The organism is Microlunatus endophyticus (assembly GCF_014646195.1).
Classification (GTDB): Bacteria; Actinomycetota; Actinomycetes; order Propionibacteriales; family Propionibacteriaceae; genus Microlunatus; species Microlunatus endophyticus.
In genome coordinates this window covers 18,892-43,727 of sequence record NZ_BMMZ01000014.1, presented here as the reverse complement: position 1 = coordinate 43,727, position 24,836 = coordinate 18,892, and the positions used below count along the sequence as shown (strand labels likewise).

The 24,836-nt window shown below is 65.5% G+C and carries 22 protein-coding genes; 13 read left to right on the top strand and 9 right to left on the bottom strand.

Going from position 1 to position 24,836, the window contains the following annotated elements; translation table 11 throughout:
* Positions 1 to 166: 166 nt before the first annotated feature.
* Positions 167 to 991 carry a hypothetical protein gene (locus IEY07_RS20875; protein ID WP_188897516.1) on the bottom strand — a complete coding sequence of 275 codons (825 nt, stop codon included), beginning with the start codon at positions 989 to 991 and terminating at the stop codon, positions 167 to 169.
* Positions 992 to 1,723: 732 nt separating this feature from the next.
* Between IEY07_RS20875 and IEY07_RS20870 the strand changes: the two genes are divergently transcribed.
* Positions 1,724 to 2,737, top strand: coding sequence for a hypothetical protein (locus tag IEY07_RS20870; protein WP_188897514.1), 1,014 nt, complete (start codon positions 1,724 to 1,726; stop codon positions 2,735 to 2,737).
* A gap of 26 nt (positions 2,738 to 2,763) precedes the next feature.
* A complete protein-coding gene (locus tag IEY07_RS20865; protein ID WP_229670440.1) occupies positions 2,764 to 4,344 on the top strand; it encodes an SNIPE associated domain-containing protein in 1,581 nt (526 codons plus the stop codon).
* Positions 4,345 to 4,570: 226 nt separating this feature from the next.
* Here IEY07_RS20865 and IEY07_RS20860 read toward each other — a convergent pair whose 3' ends face one another.
* The 6 genes from IEY07_RS20860 to IEY07_RS20835 all read right to left on the bottom strand — a co-directional run bounded on the left by IEY07_RS20860 (position 4,571) and on the right by IEY07_RS20835 (position 9,163).
* A complete protein-coding gene (locus IEY07_RS20860) occupies positions 4,571 to 5,488 on the bottom strand; it encodes a M23 family metallopeptidase (RefSeq protein WP_188897512.1) in 918 nt (305 codons plus the stop codon).
* A 277-nt stretch (positions 5,489 to 5,765) separates the two neighbouring features.
* Positions 5,766 to 6,266: a hypothetical protein gene (locus IEY07_RS20855; protein WP_188897510.1), complete on the bottom strand. Its 501-nt coding sequence runs from the start codon at positions 6,264 to 6,266 to the stop codon at positions 5,766 to 5,768.
* A 64-nt stretch (positions 6,267 to 6,330) separates the two neighbouring features.
* Positions 6,331 to 7,191 carry an oxygenase MpaB family protein gene (locus tag IEY07_RS20850; RefSeq protein WP_188897508.1) on the bottom strand — a complete coding sequence of 287 codons (861 nt, stop codon included), beginning with the start codon at positions 7,189 to 7,191 and terminating at the stop codon, positions 6,331 to 6,333.
* Complete coding sequence (locus tag IEY07_RS20845; RefSeq protein WP_188897506.1) at positions 7,178 to 8,146, bottom strand: DUF6545 domain-containing protein; 969 nt, start codon at positions 8,144 to 8,146, stop codon at positions 7,178 to 7,180. Before IEY07_RS20845 ends, IEY07_RS20850 begins: the two co-directional genes overlap by 14 nt.
* A gap of 101 nt (positions 8,147 to 8,247) precedes the next feature.
* A complete protein-coding gene (locus IEY07_RS20840; protein ID WP_188897504.1) occupies positions 8,248 to 8,685 on the bottom strand; it encodes a hypothetical protein in 438 nt (145 codons plus the stop codon).
* A 46-nt stretch (positions 8,686 to 8,731) separates the two neighbouring features.
* Positions 8,732 to 9,163, bottom strand: a complete 432-nt coding sequence (locus IEY07_RS20835) for an XRE family transcriptional regulator (RefSeq protein WP_188897503.1) — start codon at positions 9,161 to 9,163, stop codon at positions 8,732 to 8,734.
* 214 nt (positions 9,164 to 9,377) lie between these two features.
* Between IEY07_RS20835 and IEY07_RS20830 the strand changes: the two genes are divergently transcribed.
* The 11 genes from IEY07_RS20830 (at position 9,378) to IEY07_RS20780 (ending at position 21,416) form a co-directional block, all read left to right on the top strand.
* Positions 9,378 to 10,313 (top strand): hypothetical protein, encoded by a 936-nt coding sequence (locus tag IEY07_RS20830; RefSeq protein WP_188897501.1) that lies wholly within the window; start codon positions 9,378 to 9,380, stop codon positions 10,311 to 10,313.
* A complete protein-coding gene (locus tag IEY07_RS20825; protein WP_188897499.1) occupies positions 10,306 to 10,698 on the top strand; it encodes a DUF6112 family protein in 393 nt (130 codons plus the stop codon). The genes IEY07_RS20830 and IEY07_RS20825 overlap by 8 nt, the downstream gene beginning before the upstream one ends.
* A gap of 29 nt (positions 10,699 to 10,727) precedes the next feature.
* On the top strand, positions 10,728 to 11,546 hold the full coding sequence (locus IEY07_RS20820) for a DUF8175 domain-containg protein (RefSeq protein WP_188897497.1): 819 nt from the start codon (positions 10,728 to 10,730) through the stop codon (positions 11,544 to 11,546).
* A 64-nt stretch (positions 11,547 to 11,610) separates the two neighbouring features.
* Positions 11,611 to 13,530, top strand: a complete 1,920-nt coding sequence (locus IEY07_RS20815) for a hypothetical protein (protein WP_188897495.1) — start codon at positions 11,611 to 11,613, stop codon at positions 13,528 to 13,530.
* The gene (locus tag IEY07_RS20810) at positions 13,517 to 15,028 is read left to right on the top strand and encodes an SCO6880 family protein (protein ID WP_188897493.1); all 1,512 of its coding nucleotides are present in this window, start codon (positions 13,517 to 13,519) and stop codon (positions 15,026 to 15,028) included. Before IEY07_RS20815 ends, IEY07_RS20810 begins: the two co-directional genes overlap by 14 nt.
* Positions 15,025 to 16,626: a putative type IV secretion/conjugal transfer ATPase gene (locus IEY07_RS20805; protein WP_188897491.1), complete on the top strand. Its 1,602-nt coding sequence runs from the start codon at positions 15,025 to 15,027 to the stop codon at positions 16,624 to 16,626. Before IEY07_RS20810 ends, IEY07_RS20805 begins: the two co-directional genes overlap by 4 nt.
* A gap of 3 nt (positions 16,627 to 16,629) precedes the next feature.
* Positions 16,630 to 18,474 (top strand): type IV secretory system conjugative DNA transfer family protein, encoded by a 1,845-nt coding sequence (locus IEY07_RS20800; RefSeq protein ID WP_188897489.1) that lies wholly within the window; start codon positions 16,630 to 16,632, stop codon positions 18,472 to 18,474.
* Positions 18,471 to 19,031, top strand: coding sequence for a hypothetical protein (locus IEY07_RS20795; protein WP_188897487.1), 561 nt, complete (start codon positions 18,471 to 18,473; stop codon positions 19,029 to 19,031). Before IEY07_RS20800 ends, IEY07_RS20795 begins: the two co-directional genes overlap by 4 nt.
* Complete coding sequence (locus tag IEY07_RS20790; RefSeq protein ID WP_188897485.1) at positions 19,028 to 19,480, top strand: hypothetical protein; 453 nt, start codon at positions 19,028 to 19,030, stop codon at positions 19,478 to 19,480. Before IEY07_RS20795 ends, IEY07_RS20790 begins: the two co-directional genes overlap by 4 nt.
* Positions 19,477 to 19,698 carry a hypothetical protein gene (locus IEY07_RS20785; protein ID WP_188897483.1) on the top strand — a complete coding sequence of 74 codons (222 nt, stop codon included), beginning with the start codon at positions 19,477 to 19,479 and terminating at the stop codon, positions 19,696 to 19,698. Before IEY07_RS20790 ends, IEY07_RS20785 begins: the two co-directional genes overlap by 4 nt.
* On the top strand, positions 19,698 to 21,416 hold the full coding sequence (locus tag IEY07_RS20780; RefSeq protein ID WP_188897481.1) for a hypothetical protein: 1,719 nt from the start codon (positions 19,698 to 19,700) through the stop codon (positions 21,414 to 21,416). The genes IEY07_RS20785 and IEY07_RS20780 overlap by 1 nt, the downstream gene beginning before the upstream one ends.
* Positions 21,417 to 21,489: 73 nt before the next feature.
* Here the strand turns inward: IEY07_RS20780 and IEY07_RS20775 are convergent, their stop codons facing one another.
* Together IEY07_RS20775 and IEY07_RS20770 are read right to left on the bottom strand one after the other, a co-directional pair.
* Positions 21,490 to 22,260: a helix-turn-helix domain-containing protein gene (locus tag IEY07_RS20775; protein WP_188897479.1), complete on the bottom strand. Its 771-nt coding sequence runs from the start codon at positions 22,258 to 22,260 to the stop codon at positions 21,490 to 21,492.
* Between the two features lie 634 nt (positions 22,261 to 22,894).
* Positions 22,895 to 24,706 carry a lipase family protein gene (locus IEY07_RS20770; protein ID WP_229670439.1) on the bottom strand — a complete coding sequence of 604 codons (1,812 nt, stop codon included), beginning with the start codon at positions 24,704 to 24,706 and terminating at the stop codon, positions 22,895 to 22,897.
* Positions 24,707 to 24,836 lie beyond the last annotated feature (130 nt).

Below are 24,836 nucleotides of genomic sequence, written 5' to 3'. Positions count from 1 at the left end.
GGGTCGCAGCACAAGCTGGCACCGGGCCATCTGGCCCACACGCGTTAACCGCGCTCACTACTGCCTTCCAGTTGCGCGCCTGGCTCGCTCCTTCGATCTGACCCCCGGTCACTCGCATGGGTCTCCGCGGCCCCGTGGTGTTGCCAAGACAGGTGTCACATAGTCGCTAGTCCTGCGCTCCGTCTACCGAGCGCCGGCGTGCGAGCCACCTGCGAAGAAATCTCTGACGTTTGGATGACCCAACAACTGGACCGTTGACAACAGGTGCAGACCCAACCTCGTGGGCCACCTTGCCCCGAGACCTCAGCTGTGAAGCGAAAGTTGAATAGCTCGAGCCGTCAAGGTCGATCTTCGCCTCATCGATCTTCTGCATCAGGGACGAGAAGTCCCGATCAAAGGTTGGTTCTGATACGCAGAGCACATTCACCAATCGGCCGATGAGATCGAGTAGACGGAAGCGGGCGCGTAGCGCGACGTAGTTGTAGTCGAAGTTGGACTGGTCGATCGTGAACTGGTTCTCGCTTCGGCTCTTGAGTTGCCACACCCACTGGCCATGGGCGATCCGATTGCGGTCGGTGATCACCGGAGCCAGGTCATGCTGGAGTATCGCTGAAACGTCCTCGACACGAGCCAACGCAGCGGTGGACAGGACCTCGTCGAGCGACTGGTGGGCCAACACCCTGTAGTGCCGGCGGGCAGCGAAGTCAACCGTTGACGACCAGCGCTTGTCCTGGCTCTTCTCAAGCCAGATAAGTTCGCGCTCACGGCCGTTGAATCCCGTGGGATCCTCGATGATCTTCCGCAGGCGCGCCTCAGCGTAGACACCAAGCAAGAGCGTGTGAATCTTGCGGATCGCAAGTTCGCTGGGCTGATCCCCTTCGCGAATAGCGCGCTTGTGGGCGCGTTCGATTTGGACCAGGGCGGCCGTTACCGCCTTCAGGTTCTCGGAGTGCTTCCTGAACTCTGTGCTGCTTGGGTAGTGACTAGCCACTGATCTACTCACGGACGCCGGACTGCACGTGCGAGACGCGCCTTCTGGCGTCCGGGAGTCGAACCCGGTACTCACTCGGCGAGCCGAGCCGCATTCCCAACGCGCCACGCCCAAGGACAAGGTACACGAATCCGCCTCCGGGAACCGGGAGGTTGAGCACACGCCCGAGCAAGATGCGCCGCCGAGACCCTCGTCCGCAGTGCTGCATGACGCTGCGTCACACCGCCGCGAACAACGACCAGCGGCACGGCACATTCCGAAGGCCCGACTCTGGTCCTGGCTCGACATCCGCCTAGCATCGACTAGTGCGCTCGTCAGCAATCTCGAGCGCGATTGACGCCGATGTGACACCTGTCTGGCTGCCGGTCAACGCCGCATCGCCACGGTCGCCGCGGGTGGAAAGTTGGATTTTTCCTCTCGGGCAAGCAGTTAGATCGGCTAAGCTCCGAGGCGTCCCAAGATCGGTTATGGATGGCAGGGCGAATGGCTCGATGGCGAGGATTCCTAGCGGAGTTGCAGCACCAGTCTGCCGTCGCAGCGCGTAATCGGCAGCGGGCGCAGGCCGCGACTATCCGTGAGGCACAGGCCCAGCAGCGAGCTGCTGAGCGGGCTCGGGCGGCGGCCGAACGTGCGCGGCTGGCGGCGGAGCGTGCAGACGCGAGAGAACGCGCAGCTGCTGAGCGGGAAGCGAGACAGATGGGGCTAGATAGCCGCGAGGCACAAGTTGCATCAATGAACGCCGATCTAGGCTCGACGTTGGCGGACATCGATTCAGTGCTCGAGTGGACTTTGGGCGTTGACGATACTGTCGATCTTGAAGCGTTGCGGCAGCGCGCGGTCCACCCGCCGTTCGCATCGAGCCATCAGGCGCCGATCACCGCCCCTCCGCCCGTCGAGGTTCCGCCGGAACCAACGTTCGTCGCGCCTCCCTCGCCGACCGGTATGGGTGCGCTGTTCGGGAAGAAGAAACACGCTCAGGCGGTAAGCGAGGCGCGGGCGGCGTTCGAGCAGCAGTACGCCGCATGGCGGGCTGAGGCGGCGGCTGTGCCGATACGGCAGCGGGAACAGCGGATACAGTACGACGCCGCCGAAGCTGACCGCCAAGCGAGGTTGGCAGCCGATCACGCCGCGTATGACGCCGAATGCCAGAAGCGTCAAGCGCAGGTAGATGCGCAGAACGCGCAACTGGATGCCCTCATCGCGGCGCTTGCCGTTGGCGAGAAACAGGCGGTCGAGGACTACTTCAACATCGTGTTCGGAAATTCGGTCTACCCGGACGTCATCCAACTCGAAATCCAGCACTCCTACAGCCCGGCCGACAAAGAGCTGACCCTCGACTTGCGGCTTCCACGGCCCGAAAGCCTGCCGAGCGTCCGGGCCTACAAGTACGTTCGTAGCTCCGATCGCATCGACGAGTCCCCTCAGTCTGCCAAGGAGCAGCGTGATCGGTATACGAAACTCGTCCACGCGATCGTGCTCCGCACTCTTCATGAGGTGTGGGAGTCGGATCAGGGCAGCCATGTGCAGACAATTTCGCTGACCGCTGGGGTAGATCACATCGATCCCGCTACCGGACAACCCACGACCACGCCCCTCGTCGCGGCAGCGGTAAACCGAAGCACCTTCGAAGAGATCAATCTCGCTCGTGTCACGCCGGCCGAGACGCTGAAGCATCTAAGAGCAGTCGTTTCTAAGAACCCGTACGCCTTGACTCCCATTGCTATCTCCGACGGAGTGCGGGGCTGACGCGGGATGGACGCGAGGCGCCGAGCATGAGCGACATGCGATTCAACCCGCCCCCTGGATGGCCGCCACCACCGCCAGGCTGGCTACCCCCACAAGGTTGGAAGCCCGACCCGTTCTGGCCTCCCGCACCGCCAGGCTGGAATTTCTGGCTGCCCGAAACACCGCAACCAGCGGATCCGCAGACTCAATCCGCCGACTTTGGACCGACGCCATCACCTGCGCCAGATGCCCGGCCGGGTAAGCCACGGGCACCTGATCCGCAACCTCCCACGGAACAACCCGAGGTGCCTTCATCAAGGCCGACTTCACTCGAACAGCCTGCCGAAGACACGGCCCCGGCACAGCCCGATCTTGACGAGCTACGCGTCGAGCTCGAGAGCGAGCGGGCCACCAATGCCGACCTCCGCATCAGGCTAACGAAGGCAGAAGCCGATCTGGCCGAGAAGAAGGAGGAGGCCGCTGACCAACACGCCAAAGAGGTACAAGAGTCGGCCGCGCTTGCGGCAAAGATCGCAGCAGCTCGTGAACAGCTCGTCGAGTTGAACGACGCAATGCTCCTCCAGCAGGTTGGCATCTATGAGTACCACCACCCCCTCGAGAATGCCGAGGCCTACAGGCAGCGCTTGGCCGAGATCCGCGAGAAGATCAAGACGGCTATCCGTGGCAAAACGGCAATACTTGCGTCCGATCGCTTCGCGTATAACAACTCACTGGCACAGGGCCGACGTATGACCAGCGACTTCTCCAAGCTCATGCTGCGCGCGTATAACGCTGAAGCGGACAACTGCGTCCGATCCCTGAAAGCTGGATCAGTTGATGCGGCAACGAAGCGTCTCGACTCCTCGGTCGAGACGATCGCACGGTTGGGCGCGATGATGGAGATGCGGGTCGATCCCTCCTATCACGCGTTGCGTATCCAAGAGCTCGAACTCACCTCGGACTTCCTGTTCAAGGTGCAGGAGGAACGCGAACGGGCGTGGGAGGAACGGGACCGTCTCCGCGAAGAACGCAAAGCGGAACAAGAACTGGCTGCCGAGCGCGAGCGACTCAACAAGGAACGAGCTCACTACACAAACACGATCGCCGCACTACACGAACAGGGCAAGACCACCGAGGCGGCCGAGCTCGAGGACCGCATCGCCAAGATCGACGAGGCCATCGAGCAGAATGACTACCGGGCGGCGAATATCCGCGCCGGCTTCGTCTACGTCATCAGCAACATCGGCGCCTTCGGCCCCCGAGTAGTCAAGATCGGCCTGACCCGCCGCCTCGACCCCCTCGACAGAGTCCGAGAACTCGGCGACGCCTCCGTCCCATTCCCGTTCGACGTGCATGCAATCTACTTCGCAGAAGATGCCGTACAACTGGAGAACGAACTACACCACGCGTTCAGCGAGGCACGCGTCAACCGAGTCAACCTCCGCCGGGAGTTCTTCTTCGCAACGCCCGCCCAGGTCCGAGACATCCTTCAGACAAAGGTCGGCAATCTTCTCGAGTTCGTCGAGGAGCCCGAAGCCGCGCAGTATTTCCAGAGTCAAGGATTGTGGCCAGCCAACTCTGGGGCTCCTGCCGAGCTTGGCGCGGTTCCAGTCGACTCCGTTAGCTAGGCGATTGGGCGGGCTCAACAAACTGGGCTGGCCTAGGCGTAGCGCCGGAGCGTCGGGCGGTCCACAGCTTCTTCGCCAGGCTCCCTGTCGGAGGGTGCGAGATCCAGAGCCACAAGTGGTCGGCCCGCTCGTGGTTTCACCCTGCGACATTTCGCCGCCTATGACGCCTTCGGACTCGTGAATCCTCAATCGACACACGCGCCGTCAATCTCCGAGCCCCAGGTCTTCAGCGATCACCCGGCGAGAACCTTCCGACGACGTCATGCTGACCCAGCCACTTTGCCGGGTCGGTAGCCCGATAGATCGCACCCGGCTGGACGCCCTTCGGATAGGCCTCGAAGTGCAGGTGCGGGCCAAAGCTACGCCCAGTAACGCCAATTGATCCGATCCGATCCGCGGTCGAGACAGCCTGGCCCGAGACTACAAAGATCGCTGACATGTGCGCGTAAAGCGTGCTAGTGCCGTCGGCATGCTTGATGGTGACGTAATCGCCGGCCCAACTGGCGGCCGCCCCGCCGAAGCCGGCGTGGGTCACAGTTCCGGACAGAGCCGCGCGGACGGGCGTCCCGATCGGCGCAGCGAAGTCGAGGCCGGTGTGGTATCGAGCCCATGATCCGACTTCGCCGAAGGTGGCAGTGATCGTGTACTGCTCCACCGGTGTCACCGCCTTCCCAATGGCAACGGTCTGAGCCATTTGCTGTGGTGTCGTTGTGCCGCCGCACGTCGCAGTCGTCAGCTCGGCATTCGGCAGGCTGGCGACCGATTTCCCTTTCCCTGCGTCGAATTTCGCAACCAGTTGGCGGGCGAGTGGGATGTCATCCGCGACGGCATCAGGAAAGGCGGAACGTTGCACTTGGTCGGCGGCGTCGATGATGTCGAGGTTTGGCCAGTTGCGTACATCTGCGAGCCCGGTGATGTGGTAGCCGGCGGCACCCGCGGGTCGTGTCCCCGCCGCCACGGCCTGGGCGGCTGTGATGGTGTGTCCGAGAAAGAAGGTCGTGGCGGCGTAGGCCGGGTTGGTGACCTGGGCGAGGGTTCCGTACCAGCCGGGAAGTTGACGCTGCTGGAATGGCCCCGCGTCTCCGTCGGCGTTGGGCCGTGCGATGGCCGGGTTGGCGCCGAGGGTGCTTTCCTGTGAGGCCACGGCGATTCCTATGACGGCTGCTTGATCGGCGGGTCCGTGGAGTTGATCTTGAAGTCGGTGGGCTTCGCTCCAGATGATCTTGGCCAGTTGGACCTGCGCCGATGTCAGGCCTGACACTGTGGGAATCGGTCCGGTGATGGGTTGAGAGATTCCATCGTTGGTGCTGCACTGCGTCGTGGTGGTTGTCGCGGCATTCCTCGCAGTCAGGAATCCTGAGAATGGTAGGAAGATGACCAAGGCGACAGCGAGTGATCCGAGGACCAGAAGCCGGCGCATGTCACCGCTCTCCTGGTCTGACGCTGGTGACGACCCAGCCGGCTTGTCGAGTCGTGTCGGGCACCAGATCAAATGAGAAGGCGGAACCATCTGAGAGTTGCTGGCTGACGGTGACGACTGATCCGGTGTCGTCCACGAGTCGCGGGACGTCCGATGGCTTCGCCTTCGGGATCTTGCCGGGGTCGGTTCGGGCAAGCAGTACCGCGAGCCTGGGACTTGCGATGGCGTCGAGTCGAGTTGTGCGGCTTGAGGATGTGTCGAGGAAGGTCTGGACGAATTCTTCCGCCGCCCCGGCCCATGTCGGTTGGGCGCTCGATGAAACGGGCGACTCCGGAGTGCTGTACATCGGCGCGACTGTTGGCGTGCCTGCCGACTCTGGCACGGCCATTGCCGCTCGGTGTGCTGGCTGACCGCTGGTTCTCGAGTCGCCCACGTCGGAGGCAATCAGGGCGACTGCAGCAGCCAGCAGGAGCGTGAGTGTGGCCAGCGTGAGCTTTCGCATCAGTGCACAACCCTGGTTCGGTAGTTGTCGCTGACTCGAAACTACAGAACGGACTCGGTGATGTCTAGTGTTCCTGAGGACCGAGTTGGTCCAGCTCGTAGCCGTGCGGATAGATCTCCCCGGCAGGCTGGCCCGGAGTGAACCAGACCTTCGTCGACGGTGCTCGCCGGCGTTGCAGCTGACGGCGGACGCCTGCGACGCCCGCGGCTAATCCTGTGAAGAAGGGGTTCGGCGCTGGCAGCGAGAGTGCGCGGGAGACCCTGGGATCGCCGACGAGGGTGCTGGTGAGTTGTGGTCCGAATGGTCGTACCGGCCGGGGTAGTCGGTCACGAAGGGCGTTGATCGCGGCGTTGGTGAGCAGCGCCCCTGCCTCGCTGGCCGCGAACTCGGTCTCCTCGTACCGGTCGAGCCGGACTTCGGCATCGTCGTAGGATGCCGGCCGGTCGGAGATGGTCATGCGATCGCCGACGGCGTCCCAGAATCGCCAGGTGGCGCGGCGTTCGGCGTTGGTGACGGTGCGCCATCCGTATCGGTCCATGAATCGGGTGGGTACGACCATCAGCGCTGCCAGGAGATACGTCATGTCCTCGGCATGGATGTCGGAGCGGTCGTGGAGCCGGTTCAGGAGTTTCACCATGCGCCTAGCGCGGTCGGAGTCGACGCCGCCGTAGATGATCTCGTGCATGATCAGTCCGGTGTCGTAGGCGCGTCGGGTGGTGTCGAACTGCATGTGCCCGGTGCTTTGCAGCAGCTTTGCCATGCGAGGTACCGCGAGTGGCCGGTAGAAGGCGAGTTGGAATCCGAAGCGGGCTTCGGCGGGCAGCTCGGAGAGCGTGAGTCGCTTGTAGATCTCATGCCAGTCCTGCTCTGGGTCAAGTTCGGCAAGCGCTGCGGTTCGTCTGCGGCGCTCCTCATGACGATGCATGGTGCAGCCTCTCGAACGCTCCGGCGAGGGCGATCAGTTGATCAAGATCGTCATCGCGGGATTCGGAATGATCAAGGAGGTCGGCGGCGTGACGGTTCGCCTGACGTACGGGATTGGTCATGATCGCGCGGATGATCGCCTCGGCTTTGCCGACGTCGGCCGGGTAGTCGCCGACGGGTGCAATCCGCAGCGCATCGAAAATCTCGATGATCATGCGCTCCAATCCGAACTGGAGCCTCGTGAGTGGTCCGCCTTGTGGCTGAGCTTCGAGATGCACCTCCGGATAGCGTTCGACGAGAGCACGCCAGAGAGGCCTGAGGGCTCGCCACCGCATCCGGGTGACGTGCAATGTGGCGAGATAGGGCACCACGAGCAAGCTGATGATGCCGACCGACGACATCGCGGCCGCAACGGGAAGCAGGCGGTCTCCTGCGGCATTGGCATCAGCGCCGGCGTGGTTCGCCATCGTCAGCACCAGCGACAGGGCCCAAAGGACCACGACGGCAAGCCCGAGGATTCCCGCACCAGCGATGAGCAGCATGCTCACCTCCCGGGCCGGGTCCTGGTGATGCGCCGTCCTCCACCGCCCGAAGCAGGTCCACGACATAGCGGCGAGTGAAACTCCGAGCATTGACCAGAAGGCCAAACAGTAGACCGCCACATCAGTTGACAAGACTGTCAGAAGATCATCGATCTCACGAGAGTGAAAGGATCCGAGGAGCCAGGCGCTGGACATCGTGATCAGCACGGCAACTGTGACCGTCGCGTAGCCGACCAAAGCACCGACAGGAACGGTGTCTGAGCGCAACGTGTGGAGATAGACCAGCAAGAAGCCCGCACCGACGCTGATCGTGAGCCGGGCCAGCAGATCAGCAAGATTTGGAGCACTGAGGTAGCGATCGATCGCGAGGCGGAAGTCGTAAAGCGTCGACGCGATGGCCACGGTGATGGTCACTGCGGTGAACGAAGATCGCCACAGTGTCCGGGACTGGGATGCCGATACGACGAGTCGATAGATGGCCGCCGACCAAGCGATCGCGACCGCAGCCGTCAGCATCATCGCAGCCTGTCCGAAACTGAGTCGCCCTTGAGACGTAGCCGCCGTGTCCGATCGGCAAGTTTCGTTACGAGGATGGTGCCAAACGCCTCCGCTTCGGCTTCAAGATCATCGGCGTACGAGAAGCGTCCCAGCATCTGCTTGGCCACCGCGGCATCGACATGGGGCGCGACAAGATCCACCAGTCCGTCAAGATCAGAATCAGCCCCGATGGGCACGTGGCCAAGCAGGATGTGCGCCAATTCGTGACAGATGATCGCCGTACGTTGCGAGGATCCGATGCTGGTCGGGATCACGATCAGGTCGACGCCCTCACCGGCGACCCACAGCCCGCTCGGCTCGTTGGGGCCAAGGTCTTCTTCGACCACGTGGATCGGTCGGCCCCGTTCGCCGGACACGGATCGGACCAGGTCGTCGACCAGGCCTGTTGCGGGCACCAGATGGTCGGTCCGCGCCGCGGCGGACCTGACGCGTTGGGCGGTTCTAGCTCTTTGCCTCTTTGCGGTCATCGAGACCCTCGATCCGACGGAGTCGTTCCATGATCACTTCGAGATGCTCCATGCTCTCTGGACTCAGGCCTTGTGCTCGCAGCATGAGGCCCTTGGCACGTGCATCTTTGAATGCTGTCAACGCATCCAGTTCGCTGGCGATCCGCTCTTCCAGCTTCTGGTCGAAGAAGTAGCCGATCGGTACTCCGAACAGGTCGGCCAACGCGGCAAGCAGCCTTGCCGACGGATTGTCCCGTCGGCCTGACCTGAGGTGAGAGATGTGGACACCCGAGACGGTGATTCCCCGCTCACTGAGTGCCTTGGCAGCGGTTTCGTTGGAGTACAGGCCGTTCCTGCCCGGACCGGGCACCGTGGCGAACAGACGGTTGAGCTTGTCGGCCAAGTTCGGGATGCCCTCGTCAACCACTGCACACCTGTCTGTTCTCACTGCCTGTTTGCTGTCTGCGCTGCCTCGCCTTCCGAGCATGTCCGGTCGGGTCGGCCCACCGTTTCCGCGGCTCGATCCAGCATCCCACAAGGTCTTCCTCAAGCACAGCAGGTACGGAGCTGATGCAACTCTGGAACAGATACTTAGGCTCCACATCTAGCGCACTCCGATAACTACAGTTATAGTCTCGGGCATGGCTGGACTCTCAAGAACCAGCGCACCGGGCCGTACGGGGTACGGCGCCCGGCCGGTTTCGGTCGACCTCGCTCGTAACCGCCGCCTGACCGAGACAGCAAACGACGACACGCAACTCACGCCGCCCAGCCGCTCTGCCCAGTCGGGCGGCCACCGGCTCTCGCAATCGCAAGTCACGGATCAGCTCGCGTTGGCGCATTGGCCCGCCGACCAGGTCGTCGCCGTGTGCAGCCTCGCAGGCGGAGTCGGTCGGACGACGCTGGCCGGTCTGTTCGCGCTGACCCTCGCCGGCCTCCCGTACGCCCAACTCCATCGGCCGATAGCCCTGGGCGAACTCGATCCGTCTCCGCTGTCCCGGTCCCGGACCCGGTGGGGTGTGCCACCGGATCTCGACCACATCGCCGTGACCCCGGTCGGCGGCCGCGTACGGATCCTGGCCGACATCGGTGCGCCCGCCGACGGCCGCCCGGTCCGCATCATCGACTCACCCGCCGGACTCGCGAAGACCCTGCAGGTCGCAGCGACCTACCCTGCGAGCTCGATCGTCCTGCTATCCCGGCCAGACCGAGCCAGCCTCGCCGACACCGCTGCCGCGTTGATCTGGCTGCAGGATGTCCAGCGCGTCGGACGGGACCGTCTGACGGTCGTCGTCAACCACGGCGTCGGGCCGGTGGACCCAGGCAGCAAGGCAGCAGCCACTGCGCTGGGAATCCGGTGCCGCTCTGTCCACAGGTTTCCCGCACACACCGCACTCAAGCCGGGAACACCCTTACCGTCAGGACGTCAGACGCCGCGGGCGCTCCACCGAGTCCTGATCCGCCTCTGCGCCGATGTCTACAACTCCACCGTCTGCAACTCCGCTGGCTACAGCTCCACCCGACCCACGGCGAGCACCTCGTCGCCCACTCTCCCAGAGGAACATTCGCATGCATAAGCGCACTATCGTCACCGCAACCACCACGGCCGCTACGGCAGCGATGGCAGCCCTCGCGCTGGCCGCGGCGCCGGTCGCGGCCTGGGCCGCACCGCCCGGCAAGGGCAACGACGTCGTCAACGGGCCCGACATCGCCGCCGGCGCTCAGAACGCTCCCGGAAGTGCGGCGATCAAGGAGCTGATCAATGCGATCGGCTTCTACGCCATCATCGCCTGCCTGGTCGGCTTGTTGCTGTCCGGGCTGATCCTGGCGATCGGTCCACGGCTGGGATTTCATCAGTCCAGCACTGTCGGAAAGATCGGAATCTTCGCATCCCTGGGCGTCGCCTTCCTTGTGGGCATCTCGGCAACTCTGATCAACTTCTTCTACAACGCAGGAGCCTGACTCAGTCCCCGTGATGCAAGGAGGCGCTCATGCGAGGCAACCCCCGCCGCACCGTCGCCATCGTGATCGCTCTCGTCGTCGTCCTCGCCGTCATCGGCGTGGTCGCCTACCGGGCCGGCCGATCGCACAGCGCCACCACTCCCCCATCACCCAGCCCGACCACCCAGCCGAGCACGCTGAGCCCAGGGCCATCGGACCCTTCGACCGCCGCGTCGCCCAGCCCATCCAGCACCCCGCAACCGGGCCTGCAACGCGGCACCGCCGCAGCCGGAGGGGGAGGACGCACCACCGGACCGGACGGCCTGCCGCTCGGATTCCCCGATACCCCGGACGGTGCAGCCACCGCGGCGACGAACTACCTGATGTGGCTCAACTCGTTCCGGATCACCGACAAAGCAAAGGCAGACGCCATGGCACAGGCCGCAGCCGCCGATACGACGGCCCGCACGGCGCTGATCCACTCCTGCGACGAGATCCGCTCCGGCATGCACGGACTGACCGCCGACCAGCTCCAGCCCGCTCGGGGCGCGTACGCCGTCGCGAATTACTCCCGCACAGACGCGACCATCTACGTCTGGGCACCCGAAGTCACCACCGAAACCGACGGAACGACCACCCAGCTGTGGGCGATCGACGCCGTACGAGTCGTGTGGGCCGGCGGTGACTGGAAACTCGGCGGCGAGCTGATCGCCAAGGTCGGCGGTGCGGCCAGCGATCCCGCCGACACGGCTGGCAATCCGACCAGCGCCGAAAAGCGCGCCATCCTCACGAAGGTCCCCTCCGATCCCGGCGACATCACCGACTCCGCAGACCAGACCTGGTTCGAGTACGCCAATGCAGCCCGATGAACCAATCCCACCCAGCCGCCGGCCCCTGATTTGGCCGGCCCTCGGCCAGCGTGTCCGGCCTCTCGTGCGCAGGCTGTTGATCACTCTGCTGCTCGGTGCTGCCCTGACCGGCACCGCCGTGACACAGGCGAGCGCGTCGCCGACCACCCAACAGCGACGCCAGGTGGCCGAGCAGGTCGCCACCTCGGTGTGCCGGACGGTGCCGGTGATCCCGAAGTTGCCCGCCACGGTGAACGTGAAGAAGGTGTGCCAGTCGGTGATCGTCGAGGACGTCGATCCGGACGGCAACAACATCGGGATCCGCGCCGCGTGCGAGCAGGCCATTCCCGCGTTCGCGCTCCCGGCGGTCAGGTTCTGCACCGCGGCGATGGACAAGCTCCTCGATCCGGCCCGCAAGCTGTTCCTGGACAGGGTTGTGCCGGCCGCGCAGAAGCTTGCCTGCATCACGTCCGCCCCGGCAACCTTCGACTGCCTCGCCCAGCAGGTCCATGTCTGGTTGCAGCAGTCCGTTGTCGGACTGTGGCAAGGCCTGCTGACCGTCCTGACCTCCAAGACCCAGGTGATCGGCTTACTCGACGGCTGGCGCAACCATGGCATCGTCTCCGTGTACAGCGATGTCGGCAGCGTCGGCGCGATGCTTCTGCTGGGAGTCGTGCTGATTTCCTTGATCATCTCTGTGATCCGAATGGACTTCCGACGGCTCGGCGGCACGATCTTCGGTGTGATCACCTGGGGGCTGTTCTGGTCCGGTGGTGCGGCCATCGCAGTCCTACTGATGAAAGCTTCGGATGAGATCAGCAAGTGGCTCGCCGGCCGGCCCGACGCATCGGGTACCACCGATCTTGACCGGGCGGGCCGGCAGTTCCTGACCTGGGTCGAGTACGTCAGCAACGCCGCCCCGACCACGACCGTGGGCATTCGGCCGAACTACGAGGTGGGCAGCTTCGCCGCGATCTTGATCTGCGTACTCTTGATCATTGCGATCGTCGCCACCCTGGTCGCGCTGCTGATGCGCAACATCGCGCTGTTGATGATCATCGTGGCCCTGCCTCTCACCCTCGCAGGCGCCGCCGGCCCGCGCTTGACCCGCGAATGGTTCCATGCAGCTCTACGCATGTTCATCGCGATGCTGCTGGCGAAACCGCTGATTGTGATCGCCGTACGGGTCGGCTCGGTGATGGTGTCCGTCCCCTCGAAGGGCCAGGCGCAGGCCAGCTTCTCCGACGCTCTCCTGGGCGTGGCGATCATCCTGCTGGCGGCCCTACTGCCAGGCGTGATCTACCGGTTCTCCGGCGGACTGATGAGCTCCTCAGCAGCAGGCGCCGCACCGCATGCTTCGGGAGGGGTGAGTGCGCAGGCCTCCCAGTCGATGGTGTCAAGTGGCGACATGCTCCGGATGATCATGGACCGCAACGCCCCCACGCCTGTCCTCGCGGGATCCTCCGGCAGCCGTGCAGCGCTCGGTCGGACCGGCCCCGTTTCTGCGGGCGGAGCTGCGCAGACGAGAGCAGCCGGCGCTGCCGGGCCGATCGGAGTGGCTGCGATGGGGGCGGTACTCGCGATCAGTGCCGCTGAGTCAGGGGGCAGGTGGCTCGCCGGCCATGCGGCCACCGGCGGCGGAGTCTTCGGCGACGTGGAGGCACCTCATGTCCCCGGGCCGCCGGTCAGCCGTCTCCCCTACCGCAACGGTCAGACCTCGACTGGCGGGGGTGACCAGCAGGGTGAGCAACAGTCCGCATCCAAGAGTGGCTCGAACACACGAGAGCCGTCCAGCTCGAAGGTCACCATCGTGCAGCAGACCCCGCCTGAGACGCACCGGCCCGCGATCGACGGTGGCGCGGACGTCAGCCCAGATTCACACCTGATCATTCCCGGCACCGTGCTGCCCGACGCGGAGCCGCCCGAAGGTCCGCACGCACTGCCGCCTGCACCCGCCGATGATGATCACGGGCCAAATGATCATGGAGCGGATGATCATGAGTAGCCAGCAGGTGCGGTTCGGGCCGCGGGAGTCGCGGGGCTGGTTGCTCGGGATGACCACCTCCCAGCTGGTCCTGGGTGTCGCGGCGGTCTGGACGACGACCAGGATCTTCAACACCGGGACGAGCGCGCCGATGCGAGTCGCTTGGGTGGTGATTGCCGCCGCTTGCCTGACGGTCGCGTTCGTGCCGTTGCGTGGCCGGACCGTGGTCGAGTACGTGCCGGTCGTGATCAACTTCTGGATCCAGCGGCTGACCGGCCACGACGTCTACCTAGGAGGTGTGTTCCGCATGGGCAACACCGACACCGCCGGGTTCGTGCTTCCCGGGGACCTGGCGCATCTGAAGATGATCAACTTCGCCGTCGACGGCGCGGGTGGCGCGGAGGTCGCGATCGTCCACGACCCGTACGCCAAGACCTACACCGGAGTCCTGGCCCTCGAGGGATCGACCTTCGCGCTCCTCGAGACTGCCATCCGAAAGTCCCGGGTCGAGGCCTGGGGCAACCTGCTCGCCCAGCTCTGCTCCGAGACCGCGGTCGTCAGCCGGATCCAGGTCCTGGAGCGCACCCTGCCCGACTCCGGTGACGCACTGCAGCGCGACTGGTCCCGCCGCGGCATCCACGACGGCACCTTGCAGGCAGCGAACTACGAGCAGTTGCTGGCGGCGGTCGACGGATCGACACAGGCACACGAATGCTTCGTCTCCGTCAGCGTCGACGCGCGCCGGGCGGGTTCGGAGATCCGGCAGGCCGGCGGTGGCCACACCGGTGCCGCGGCAGTCGTCATCCGCGAGGTCGACAAGCTGACCGAAGGTCTCCGGGCAGCCGGGGTGCGGGTCGAGGGCTGGTGCTCGCCCCGGCTGCTCGGCGAGATCATCCGTACGTCCTACGACCCGGCGTCCCGGCCGCTGATCCAGCGGCGCGGTGGCGGTCTCGGCGACAACAGCGGCGGGGACGACGGGCTGCCGTCCGGGGTCGACCCGGCGATCTGCGGGCCGATGCGTGCGGAGAACGCATGGTCGCACTACCGGACCGATTCGGCGATCCACCGCTGCTGGTGGATCCTGCAATGGCCCCGTCAATACGTCGAGGCAGCGTTCCTCTCACCGCTGCTACTGTCCAGCCGCTACCAGCGGACGGTGTCGATCATCCTCGAGCCGCTCAGTCCCAGTCGCGCCAACCGTCGCGTCACCATCCGGCAGTCCGGGGTGACCTCGGAAGCCGCCCTGCGGCAACGGTTCCGGCGCCGTACGACCCGGCGTCATGAGGTCGAGGCCACCGATGTCGACCGCCGGGAGTCCGAACTGGTCGCCGGTCACGGCCTCTACCGAATGCTCGGTCTGCTGTCCGTGTCGGCAGCCGACCTGGCCGAGCTTGAGGCGGCCTCCGGTGAGATCGAGTCCCTGGCCCAGCGGTCCCAGCTCGAGATCGCACGCCTGTCCGGCGAACACGACCAGGCCTTCGGCGCCGCCGCCCTACCCCTCGCACGAGGCCTGCGATGAACCCGGCACGAGCAGGACGTCCGCACAGTGATCCGACTCTGCTCCCGGTCACCGCACCACGGACACCCTGGCGAACGCGGCCACCCGCCCAACATGCCGACGACTCGCTGGCCGACGTCCTGGGCAGTCTCGACCTCGCCCCAACCGGCCGAGGCCCGGCAGGCGGCCAGGCCGGACGGATCTTCCACCGCCTGCGGCTGCGGGCCCAGGAGGAGACCACCGCACAGATCGCCGGCACCTACCCGTTCGTGGCCGAGCACGGGCTGACAGCCGACGGCGCCTACATCGGCCGCGACCGGTTCACCCGCGGCGCGTTCCGGTTCGATCCGTTCGAGCTCTACCGGGCCGGTGTGCTGCCGAACCCCAACGTGGCGATCTTCGGCACTATCGGGTCCGGCAAGTCCTCGTTGATCAAGACGATGGTGCTGCGGCTGCTGGCCTTCGGGGTCCGGTTCATCAACCCCGCCGACACCAAGGGCGAGATGGCACCACTCGCCCGCGCCGTCGGCGCCACCCTCGTCCAACTCGGCCCCGGCATGGGCAAGGCGCTCAACCCGCTCTACGCGCCCGCCCGGCCGGCCCACGTCGGCGAGCACACCTACATCGAACTGATGGAACAGCAACGACTCCTGCTCCTCAACGCTCTCGGCGCCACCGCCTCCGGACGCCCCCTCACCGCCCGCGAGGAGACCGGGATCGAACAAGCCCTCGCCCAACTCACCCGGCAGAGCGACAACGTCGCTGCCGACCGGATGCGGCAACCGAACCTGGCCGAATTCAGCGAACTGCTGCTCAACCCGACCGCGGAGGTGGCCGCCGCGATCCCGGTCCCTCTGTCGATCCTGGCCGAGGACTGTCTCGATCTCGCGTTGCGGTTCCGGGCGATGATCAAGGGCGCACTCAAAGGAGTCTTCGACGGTGAATCGGTCGAGATCGACTGGGACCGGCCCGGCGTTGTCATCGACATCTCCCGGATCCGCTCCTCCGACGCCGGCGTCGCCCTCACCATGACCTGCGGTCAGGCTCTGGTCGACCAGATCCTCACCTTCACCGACGACCAATGGGTGCGCGTCCTGGATGAGTGCTGGCGGCAGATCCGCTACCCGCACATCGTCCGCCGGATCTCCGAAGGACAGAAGCTCGCCCGTGGCGATGACGTCACTTCCGGGTCAGCGACCATGATCGCCTTGCACCGGATCTCCGACCTGATGGGCGCCGCCCCCGAGGTCCGCGAACTGGCGCTGGGGCTGCTGGCCGACTGCTCCACCCGCATCATCTACAACCAGGCCGACGATCAAGTGCCGATCACCCGGTCCACGCTCAACCTCACCGATGTTGAAGCCGAACTCCTACCCCGGCTCCCGCAAGCGACAGCTCTGTGGAAGGTCGCCCAGCGATCCTTCGTCGTCGATCACACCGTCCTCCGCGACGGCTACGAATGGGACCTGATCCAGACCGACTCTCGCATGGGGAGCCGCAAGTACCCGGCCGCGCACGAGCCGCGCGACGACGTGAACGACGCCGTGGATGCCGAATTCAGGAAGTCCGGAGCGGCGGTCGACGTGCCCGGCGACGGCGAGACCGAAGGGGCTGCATAGCCGATGTGGTATTGGTACACAGCTTCAGACCGACGTCATGCCGCAGCCGACGCCGTACTGCTGATCATGATCGGGCTGCTCGCCGTTGCGATGACCCCGATGGTCACCGGTATGGGTCTGGCCGCTCTGTCTAACGTGCCGGACCCCGCAGAGGGCAGGCAGTGGCTGAGCGTCGTCGCCGGGCTTTGGCATCATCCGGGAACCGTCGGCCGACTCCTCAACCTCAGTGTCGCGCCGAGCCTGTTCTGGTTTCTGACCACGCTGTTGATCATCGTCGTCGGTGGCGGTTACCGATGGTTCGCGATCATGGCGTACCGGTACTTGGCGCCGACAGGTTCCGGCTTCGCCAGCCGTGCCGATCTTGCCCGCGAGCTGTCGACCGCCACCTGTCGCAAACGTGCCCGGACAACCCGACCAGACCTGGACCGGAGAGCGCGGCGACTCGCCGGCGCCTCGGATGTCGGCATTCCGTTGCATCGTTCGGCTGTCGGCCACGACCCGCTGTGGTTGCCGCTGGAGAACGCGACCGGCGTGATCGCACCCCAACAGTCCGGCAAGACCCTGATGGACCTGATCCACAAGGTCATCGCCGCACCCGGCGGACTAATCGTCACCTCCACCAAACTCGACCTGTTCCTCCTCACCGCCAAGGCCCGCGAACGCCGCAGCTCACCAGTCCAGGTCCTCGACCTGACCGGCTCCTCCCACTGGCCGTCGACCGTGCGCTGGAACCCCACGCGCGGATGCATCACAGTCAAAGACGCCAAACGCCGCGCCCAGGCACTCCTCCGTGCCACCACCGGAGACGGGTACGACGGCCAGGCCGGCAACCACGCCTTCTTCGAACGCCGCGCCGTCGACATCCTCACCGCCTACCTCCTCGCGGCCGGCATCTCCGGAGCACCGCTCGACGACTTCGTCGGCTGGTGCCAGAACGACCTCGACACCGAAGCCGCCGACATCCTCCGGGCCTGGCCGCAGTACGCCGCCGTCCGCCGAACTCTCCAACAAGCCCAAGCGGTGGTCGAGGAAACCAGGTCCGGGATCTGGGAGACCATCCGCGACGCCATCGCCTGCCTCACCGACCCCGACGTCACCACCAGCGCCCTGCCCCGAGCCGGCGAGCCCGGCTTCGACCCGGCTGACTTCGTCCGCAGCGGCGGCACCGTCTACGTGATCGGCTCCGAGGACGACGCCGCCTCCCAGGCCCCGCTGATCACCGCCTACGTGCAAGACGTCCTCGACACCGCACGCCGGCTGGCGATCGCCGACAGCAACACCACCGGACGGGAACGCCTCGCGCCACCCTTCACTGCAGTACTCGACGAAGTCGCCTCGATCTGCCCACTGCCGGACCTGCCCGACACCCTGTCCGACTCCGCCGGCCGTGGCGTGCTCGTCCACTACGCCCTACAGTCACCCGCCCAGGCACAATCCCGCTGGGGCAAGAAGGCCGGCACCCTCTTTGACAACACGACCGCACTGACGATCTTCGGCGGCCTCAAGTCCGAAGACACCCTCAAGTGGGCATCGCTGCTCGCCGGCCGCCGTCTCGAGGAACGCCGCAGCCGCCAGAACGGACGCGGCTTCACCGACCCCGGAACCATCCACATCGGCGTCGAACGCACCGACATCCTCGAACCCGCCGCGGTACGCCAACTCCCACGCGGACGCGCCCTGCTGATCATGCGATCCATGCCTGCCGCGATCGTACGACTGGTCCCCGCCTGGAAACGCGCCGACTGGAAACAACTCCAGGCCGACGCCCAAGTCATCCGCTCCGGCCAGGTCACCGAACTCACCAACGAGCCGACACGATCACTCGTCCGAGAGCTGGCAGCACGATGAGCGACGACACCTACGACGAGGATCCCCTGGACGGGCCCGACGACTTCTTCGGCAACCCATCGACCGATGTCGAGCAACTTCGCCAGGAACTGCGATCGTTGCGCGACATGGTCGCCCAGCACAGCCGCATCCTGGAAGCGATCGACGGCGTCCTCGACCGCCTCGTCGACACCCGCGAAGGAAAACTCCGCACCGCACGCTGGTGCTACCACCAACCGGCACCCATGCACGGCGTCGACGTACTGCCCACCTGGGTCGCCTGGTACAACCTGCGTTACGCGCCCCAAGCTCACACCCAACGCATCCCCTACTGCTGGGAACAACACGGTGGACTCGCAGCCGAGATCGCCACCCTCGTCGCGAGCTGGCAACACGCCTTCAACGACGCCAAAGCCAACACCGACGCAGCCCAGACGTGGCACGACCGCTGGCTCCCCGGCTTCCTCCAACGCATGCGCCAATGGGTCCCCGCCGACTGCTTCGACGGCAACCACCGCGAACCCCGTACGACACCCGAACCCGAAGAAACACTCCAAAGCCTGGGACCAAGGACATGATCGCCACGCTCACAGCACCAACACCGGCGCCCATCGCGCAGGTGGCGCGGCTCGGCTTCACCGACGGCTGGCTGATCCTGCCACCGGCCTTCCTCAACCTGCAGCGCCCCGTCATGATCATCGATCACGCCCACATCGGCGATCCGGACCAATACGGGCTTGAACCCTTCGGCACAAGGGACCCGACCCGACGACCACCAAGGATCGCGCTGATGATCCGCTGCTTCGGCAACACGATCAACGTCTACCGCCAAAACACCGGAATGATCATCGCCACCACATTCTCGGTCGCTGATCACACCGCAAAGATGATCAACGCCTTCAGTGAGGCCGTACTCCTCGTCGGCCGCACCTACGAACTCGAATCGACCTGGGCAGCCCTCTGGACCATGTCGATCGGACGCGCCCCGATCGAGCACGCCCTGCCCGGAAGCGGAGGTAGTCGATGAGCACCACCGAGCCACCCGACCAGCCGTACGGAGACGACCCGCCGCCCGAACCGCAGGACCCCGACTTCATCCGAGCCATGGCCGCGCTCCGCGCCAAAGCCCAACGGACGAAGGCCGCCAAGGAGCAAGCGCTCACCGAGTGGAGCCAGGCCGACACCGACGAACAGCTCCTCGCCGACCTCGGTCTCGACATCGACGAGCTCCGCCAGGACCCGTGATGGCCGACCAAACGACCGCGGCCAGCACGGCATTCGCTCGAGCCCGACTTATCCAGAAGACTGCCGAAGCCGACGCAGCCGCAGTCACCGAGCGCCTCCTGCTCGCCGAACGCGCCGCCGCGACCAGCCGGTTCGAGACCTTCTGGCCCACACCCACACCAAGCCGCACGCCGTCCATCACCCGGCGAACCCTCCAAGCCTGGTACGTACGCGTCGTGGAGAACCAGCTCGCCCGCGGGCTCATGGCACCCGCGAACGCACCGATCGACGGCGCCGAAGCCGAAAAGATGATGGCCCTCGTCCGCCGGCGCACCGGAGCAGACTCAGCCATCGTCGTCGACGTCGTGATCGAACTCGCCCGCGACGCCCGACTCGTCGCAGACCAGATCGCCGAAGCACGCCCGAGCTACCTCGAGGCAGCCCTCCGCGGACGCATCAGCCAGATCTTCCAACGGCAGCCACAACGACCCGTCGGCATCCGCCAAGCCCTGGCCGAACAGTGGTACGCCCGAGCGTTCCACGCCACCGCCGACCCGCCCCTCTACCGCAAACCCACTCCACCGGTCACCGCCGCCGAGACCCACGCCGTCGCCGTCAGTCTGGCAAGCGGGCAGGCCCACGTCCTGCATCGCAACGGCCGGCCCATCGGCCCCGCCACGCCCAAAGCCTGGCAGGCACACGCCGCCAAGCAGTGGGCCACCACCAGGCGAGCAGCCAAACGAAGCTGGCTCACCGAGCGAGGCTTTGACACCGACTTTGCTACCACTTCGTTCCACCACCTGCCGCTCATGCTGCAATCAGAACTTCTCGCCCTTCATCCGCCCGCCGAGAAGGTGCTGTCCCAACGGGTCGCGCCTGGCACGCCGACAGAATCCGCCGCCGAAGCCTTCAGTGCGACTCCGATTGAGCCGGCGACCAATTCAGATCTCTACTTCGCCAGCATCCTGTTCAGCCCCAGAGGCGTCACCCTGCCACGCAATGTCATCGGCGACCTCCCCGACGACACCGCCGTACAAGCCAGCCTCGACGCACTCCACGCCGCCAACCACGACCGCGTCGAGATCCGCGGCCACCGGATCAGGCGCGTCCTCTGGACCGACGAACAACGCGTCCGAGCCGTAGAGATGCGACGCGCCGGCAAGCCCTACACAGAGATCGGCGCGGAACTCGGGATGAGCGATGAACAGGTCAGCCGAGCACTCCGCGAAGACAGCGACATCGCTCCAGAGCTGGTCACCAAACAAGACAGAACACGCTGGACCGAAGAGCAGATCCGTGTCGCGGCCTATCTGCGATCCCAAGGTCACACCTACAACCAGATCGCCGCCGTCTTCGGCTACAAGTCGGCCGGAACCATCCGAGCCGCCCTCACAACCAACGGTCCCGAACTCGGCATCGACCCCGTGACCGGACACACGTACGGCCCCGGCGAGACCATGCCCGACCCTCGCCGATGGGCACCCCGCAACAACCCGTGGGACGGATCCATCCGAAAAGAGGACCAGACCTACCTCGCCGAACGGCTCAAACAAGCGGCCCAAGAAGCAAAGGCAAACACCCGCGACCGAGCCAAAACCCGAGGCGTCGACATCGAAGCCGTACTCGACCGTGCCGTCGCCAGACGGAGAGAGATGGCCAAGAAACAGCCCACGCTGTCTGACGAAGACGGACGGTCGGGCAGAGGTGATGGCCCAACCACGCGGCGGCCACATCGGTGACAAAGATCATTCGGCGCCGACCAAGATCATCTCTGCCCTGGAGCAGTTGATCATGGTCGTGCCGATTACAGATTCATGAGTTGTCGCTCCCGCCAACCCATCGCTCGACAGTCCGCTGCGAAATGCCCCATCGCCGAGCCAGAGATTCAGAACTCCGACCTGCCCGATATGCAGAGACGATCTCCTGGCGATGGTTCGCGGCATCGTTTCTCAGCCAGACCTCGACGTCGGTTGCGGCTCCCGCGAAGTTGTACCGAGGATGGCCAAGAGCACCGGGCGCCGCCGAATAGCGCGCCGCGACACTCTCCGGCTTCATCCCCACTCGTTCAGCGATCTCATCCCAACTGAGGCAGGCATCGTCCCGCAGCCGAACGATCAGCTTGTCCGACACATCCTTATAGGACCCACCCCGCGCCCGGCGTGGAATCCCTACAGAAGCCAGAGTCTCGCGAACCCACGTGATCGACCGGCGATGCCGACCGGCCACGGTGCGTAGCGACGCTCCGTCCAGATAGTCACCGATGACGGCCGCCACATCTACCGGCGGCAGGTTGTCCCAACGCGTCCGCCGGCGCACATTCCGCTGCCGGAGGATCGCCGCGATGGTCGTCGCCGCTCGTCCGTGTCTCTCCGCGATGGCCGCCGCGCTCGCGCCCGCCAGGTACTCGGCAACAACCTCGTCGCGGTTCAGTGGGTGTTCCCATCTGCCGCGCAATTGGACGCCTTGCGCCCTGAGGACGCCTTTCACCCAACTTTCGGATCGCCCATACTGACGTGCGAGACACGCCACCGAACGGCCGGCCCCGTACGCCGCAGCGATCTCGCGCGACTGTGCGTCCAGCATGACCACAACATACGACCGAGTCGATGGCCCTCGCTCGGCTGCCACTGTCCGCCGTCGAGGCTTGACTCCGCCGTGGATGGAAACAGCTGGGCAAACAAGCGATCAGGAGGTTGGCAGCCAGCCTGCCCTCCGCGTGTGATGAACGCGGAGGATCTCCCCCCGGGCCGGGTGGCCGCGTGACGCGCAGACGGGCAACGATCAGGAACTCATGCAGGAGGCGTTGCTGGCCCGTCTGGTCGAGCTCCTCGATGGTCCCAGAGAAGCCCGTCATGGCTGGCAATGGTCCATGGGTTGTCGGCCGATGATCAAATGATGGCTGGTTGACTGCCGAGCATGCTTCGTCATCGGTGACGCGTCGCCCCGGGGCAGGCCATCCTCGGTCACAAAACCGGCGGCTCCGCAAGACGTTCGCTGAACGACACAGTTGATCATGGGGATCTCTGATCAGCTCCGTGGTGTGTCACAAGGGATCCATGAGCGGGCACACCCGCACGGGGTAGCTGGTCAGTTGTCGGAGCGTGGAGCTGCCGCGACTGGCATAGGAATGGGAATAACCGATCCTCAGCACTGGCCGTATCTTCTTGGTCGGTGGCAGCTGCCACCAGGTTGACCGATGCGGCTGTGATCGCCATTTCTAGCGTTGGGTCAGCGTGCACCCAGCGCTCGTCGGCTGCCCCGCGAAGCGGTCGTGGGTCCAGTCCAGGAGGTCGGGGACCAGCGGCGATTCGGCCTCGACCAGCCCGACGTGATCAAGGCCAGCATAGGTCCGGTAGTCGACCGCCTGGCCGGCGGCACACAGGCTGTCCACATAGCCTGACTGAGTCGCCGGCAGGACCAGCGGGTCTGACCCTCCCTGGGCAATCAGAAGTGACATGGGAATGGTGGCGGGAGGCACATTCGCAGCCAGATGCTTACCCAATGCTCCGGTGTTCGGATCCCGTCGGAATATCTCTGGATCCTTCGTCAGAGCGAGCGCGTGCAGCACCGAGACGAGGGCCGACGGTTCGGCCAGACATCGCTTCGCCATTTCGGTGAGCACGGTCTTGACACCGGGCCGGATGTAGGAGTTGATGCTGATATCCGGATAGACGGCTGCGTACGCGGCCATCACATAGGAGGCGAAGATGCTGCCGCCGGTGATGGTGGGAAGGTTGTCGACCAGTGCCGGCAGATTGCTCGCCGGTGCGAGCGCCGCGACGCCCTGAATGTTCAATCCTGGCGCGTATTGGCGTGCCACTGCGCCGGTCCACAGCGCAGCCCCACCACCCTGTGAGTGTCCCCAGACAACGGTCTGCTGTCCGAGGTGTGCCTGGGTCAGCTGGCGGGCGGCACGAACAGCGTCGAGGACCGCATGGGCACTGTCCGGCCCGATCAGATACGGGTGTGGCCCGGCGGTCCCCAATCCGATGTAGTCGGTCGCGACCAGGGCCCACCCGTTGTCGATGACCTGACCAAGGATGAACAGCGCGCCCGACTCGAATGGCCGGGTCGCCAGTGACGGCGCGCAGGCCGCCGCATAGCCCGTCGTTCCGTGCGCCCAGTCGATGACGGGCCAACCACCGCCGCTACGCCGAGGCACGACCACCAGTCCGCTGGCGATCGCGGCGCTGCCGTCGCCACGCGTCGTCGTGTACAGGATGCGCCAACCGACCGCATCGGCGGGGACTCCCCGCGTGAACGGATCGAAGCGGATCAGCTGCCCGGGCTGTGACGGAACCTCCCGAGGAGCGGTGTAGAACGCATCGATTGCCGGCGCCCCACGACGCAGGGTCTCGCTCGCACCGACCCCACCTGCCGCCAGAGCGACTGCCACGAACGGACCGATGACACGCGCAACCCGCCGCATCCGACCGGACCCGGTGGCGGGTCGAGCAGGCAGGTGATGTGCCTCGTCGGGAAAGAACACGTCCCAGAGGCCGGCCAAGCCGGCCATGATCAGACGAGCACCGAACAACACCGCAACGAACAACAACGTGATGTCCGGCCACACCAGCGCCAGCACCCCGAAGACGATCTCGGCCATCCCGAACAAGATCAAGCGCGACCGCGCCCCGACGCTGCCGCGGTTGCGGAAACCGTCGACCAGCCGCAACCCACCACTGACGACGATGCCCGCCCCGACGAACACCGCAAGCAGCCGTACCGTCAGCCCGGGCAACCACCACACCACCAGACCGGCGATCACCGCGACGACAAGACCCAGACCGGCCGATGCCATGCCGGATCCGGACCCTTTGCGATGCTCCAGCAGCCGAATCGCCCCCGCCAGGATGAGACCGGCACCGATGATCCAGGCCAGAGTGTCCAACGACGTCGTGGGCCGTACGATCACAACCGCACCCACCGCCACACTCGTCACCGCGACAACGACCCGCAGCCACCGGGGAACCGATCCGGCCAACCCGATGAATCCGGCCCAGGAGACCCACCTCGCGCTACCTGCCACAGCCGTCGCCCTCTCCCGGGAATCGCAATGAATCCGGGGACCATCGCTGCGGCCCCGCCCACCGGAAGCGTACGGCCCCAGCCCCGAAACCAATACACACACACGGCAGCCAACGGTGCGTGGCTATCGC

Excerpts from the sequence above, each read along its gene's own strand:
- IEY07_RS20855 (WP_188897510.1), bottom strand. The coding sequence starts at position 6,266 with ATGCGAAAGCTCACGCTGGCCACACTCACGCTCCTGCTGGCTGCTGCA.
- IEY07_RS20865 (WP_229670440.1), top strand. The coding sequence starts at position 2,764 with ATGAGCGACATGCGATTCAACCCGCCCCCTGGATGGCCGCCACCACCG.
- IEY07_RS20805 (WP_188897491.1), top strand. The coding sequence starts at position 15,025 with ATGAACCCGGCACGAGCAGGACGTCCGCACAGTGATCCGACTCTGCTC.
- IEY07_RS20780 (WP_188897481.1), top strand. The coding sequence starts at position 19,698 with ATGGCCGACCAAACGACCGCGGCCAGCACGGCATTCGCTCGAGCCCGA.
- IEY07_RS20795 (WP_188897487.1), top strand. The coding sequence starts at position 18,471 with ATGAGCGACGACACCTACGACGAGGATCCCCTGGACGGGCCCGACGAC.
- IEY07_RS20825 (WP_188897499.1), top strand. The coding sequence starts at position 10,306 with ATGCATAAGCGCACTATCGTCACCGCAACCACCACGGCCGCTACGGCA.
- IEY07_RS20850 (WP_188897508.1), bottom strand. The coding sequence starts at position 7,191 with ATGCATCGTCATGAGGAGCGCCGCAGACGAACCGCAGCGCTTGCCGAA.
- IEY07_RS20830 (WP_188897501.1), top strand. The coding sequence starts at position 9,378 with ATGGCTGGACTCTCAAGAACCAGCGCACCGGGCCGTACGGGGTACGGC.
- IEY07_RS20785 (WP_188897483.1), top strand. The coding sequence starts at position 19,477 with ATGAGCACCACCGAGCCACCCGACCAGCCGTACGGAGACGACCCGCCG.
- IEY07_RS20820 (WP_188897497.1), top strand. The coding sequence starts at position 10,728 with ATGCGAGGCAACCCCCGCCGCACCGTCGCCATCGTGATCGCTCTCGTC.
- IEY07_RS20775 (WP_188897479.1), bottom strand. The coding sequence starts at position 22,260 with ATGCTGGACGCACAGTCGCGCGAGATCGCTGCGGCGTACGGGGCCGGC.
- IEY07_RS20800 (WP_188897489.1), top strand. The coding sequence starts at position 16,630 with ATGTGGTATTGGTACACAGCTTCAGACCGACGTCATGCCGCAGCCGAC.
- IEY07_RS20790 (WP_188897485.1), top strand. The coding sequence starts at position 19,028 with ATGATCGCCACGCTCACAGCACCAACACCGGCGCCCATCGCGCAGGTG.
- IEY07_RS20810 (WP_188897493.1), top strand. The coding sequence starts at position 13,517 with ATGATCATGAGTAGCCAGCAGGTGCGGTTCGGGCCGCGGGAGTCGCGG.
- IEY07_RS20870 (WP_188897514.1), top strand. The coding sequence starts at position 1,724 with ATGAACGCCGATCTAGGCTCGACGTTGGCGGACATCGATTCAGTGCTC.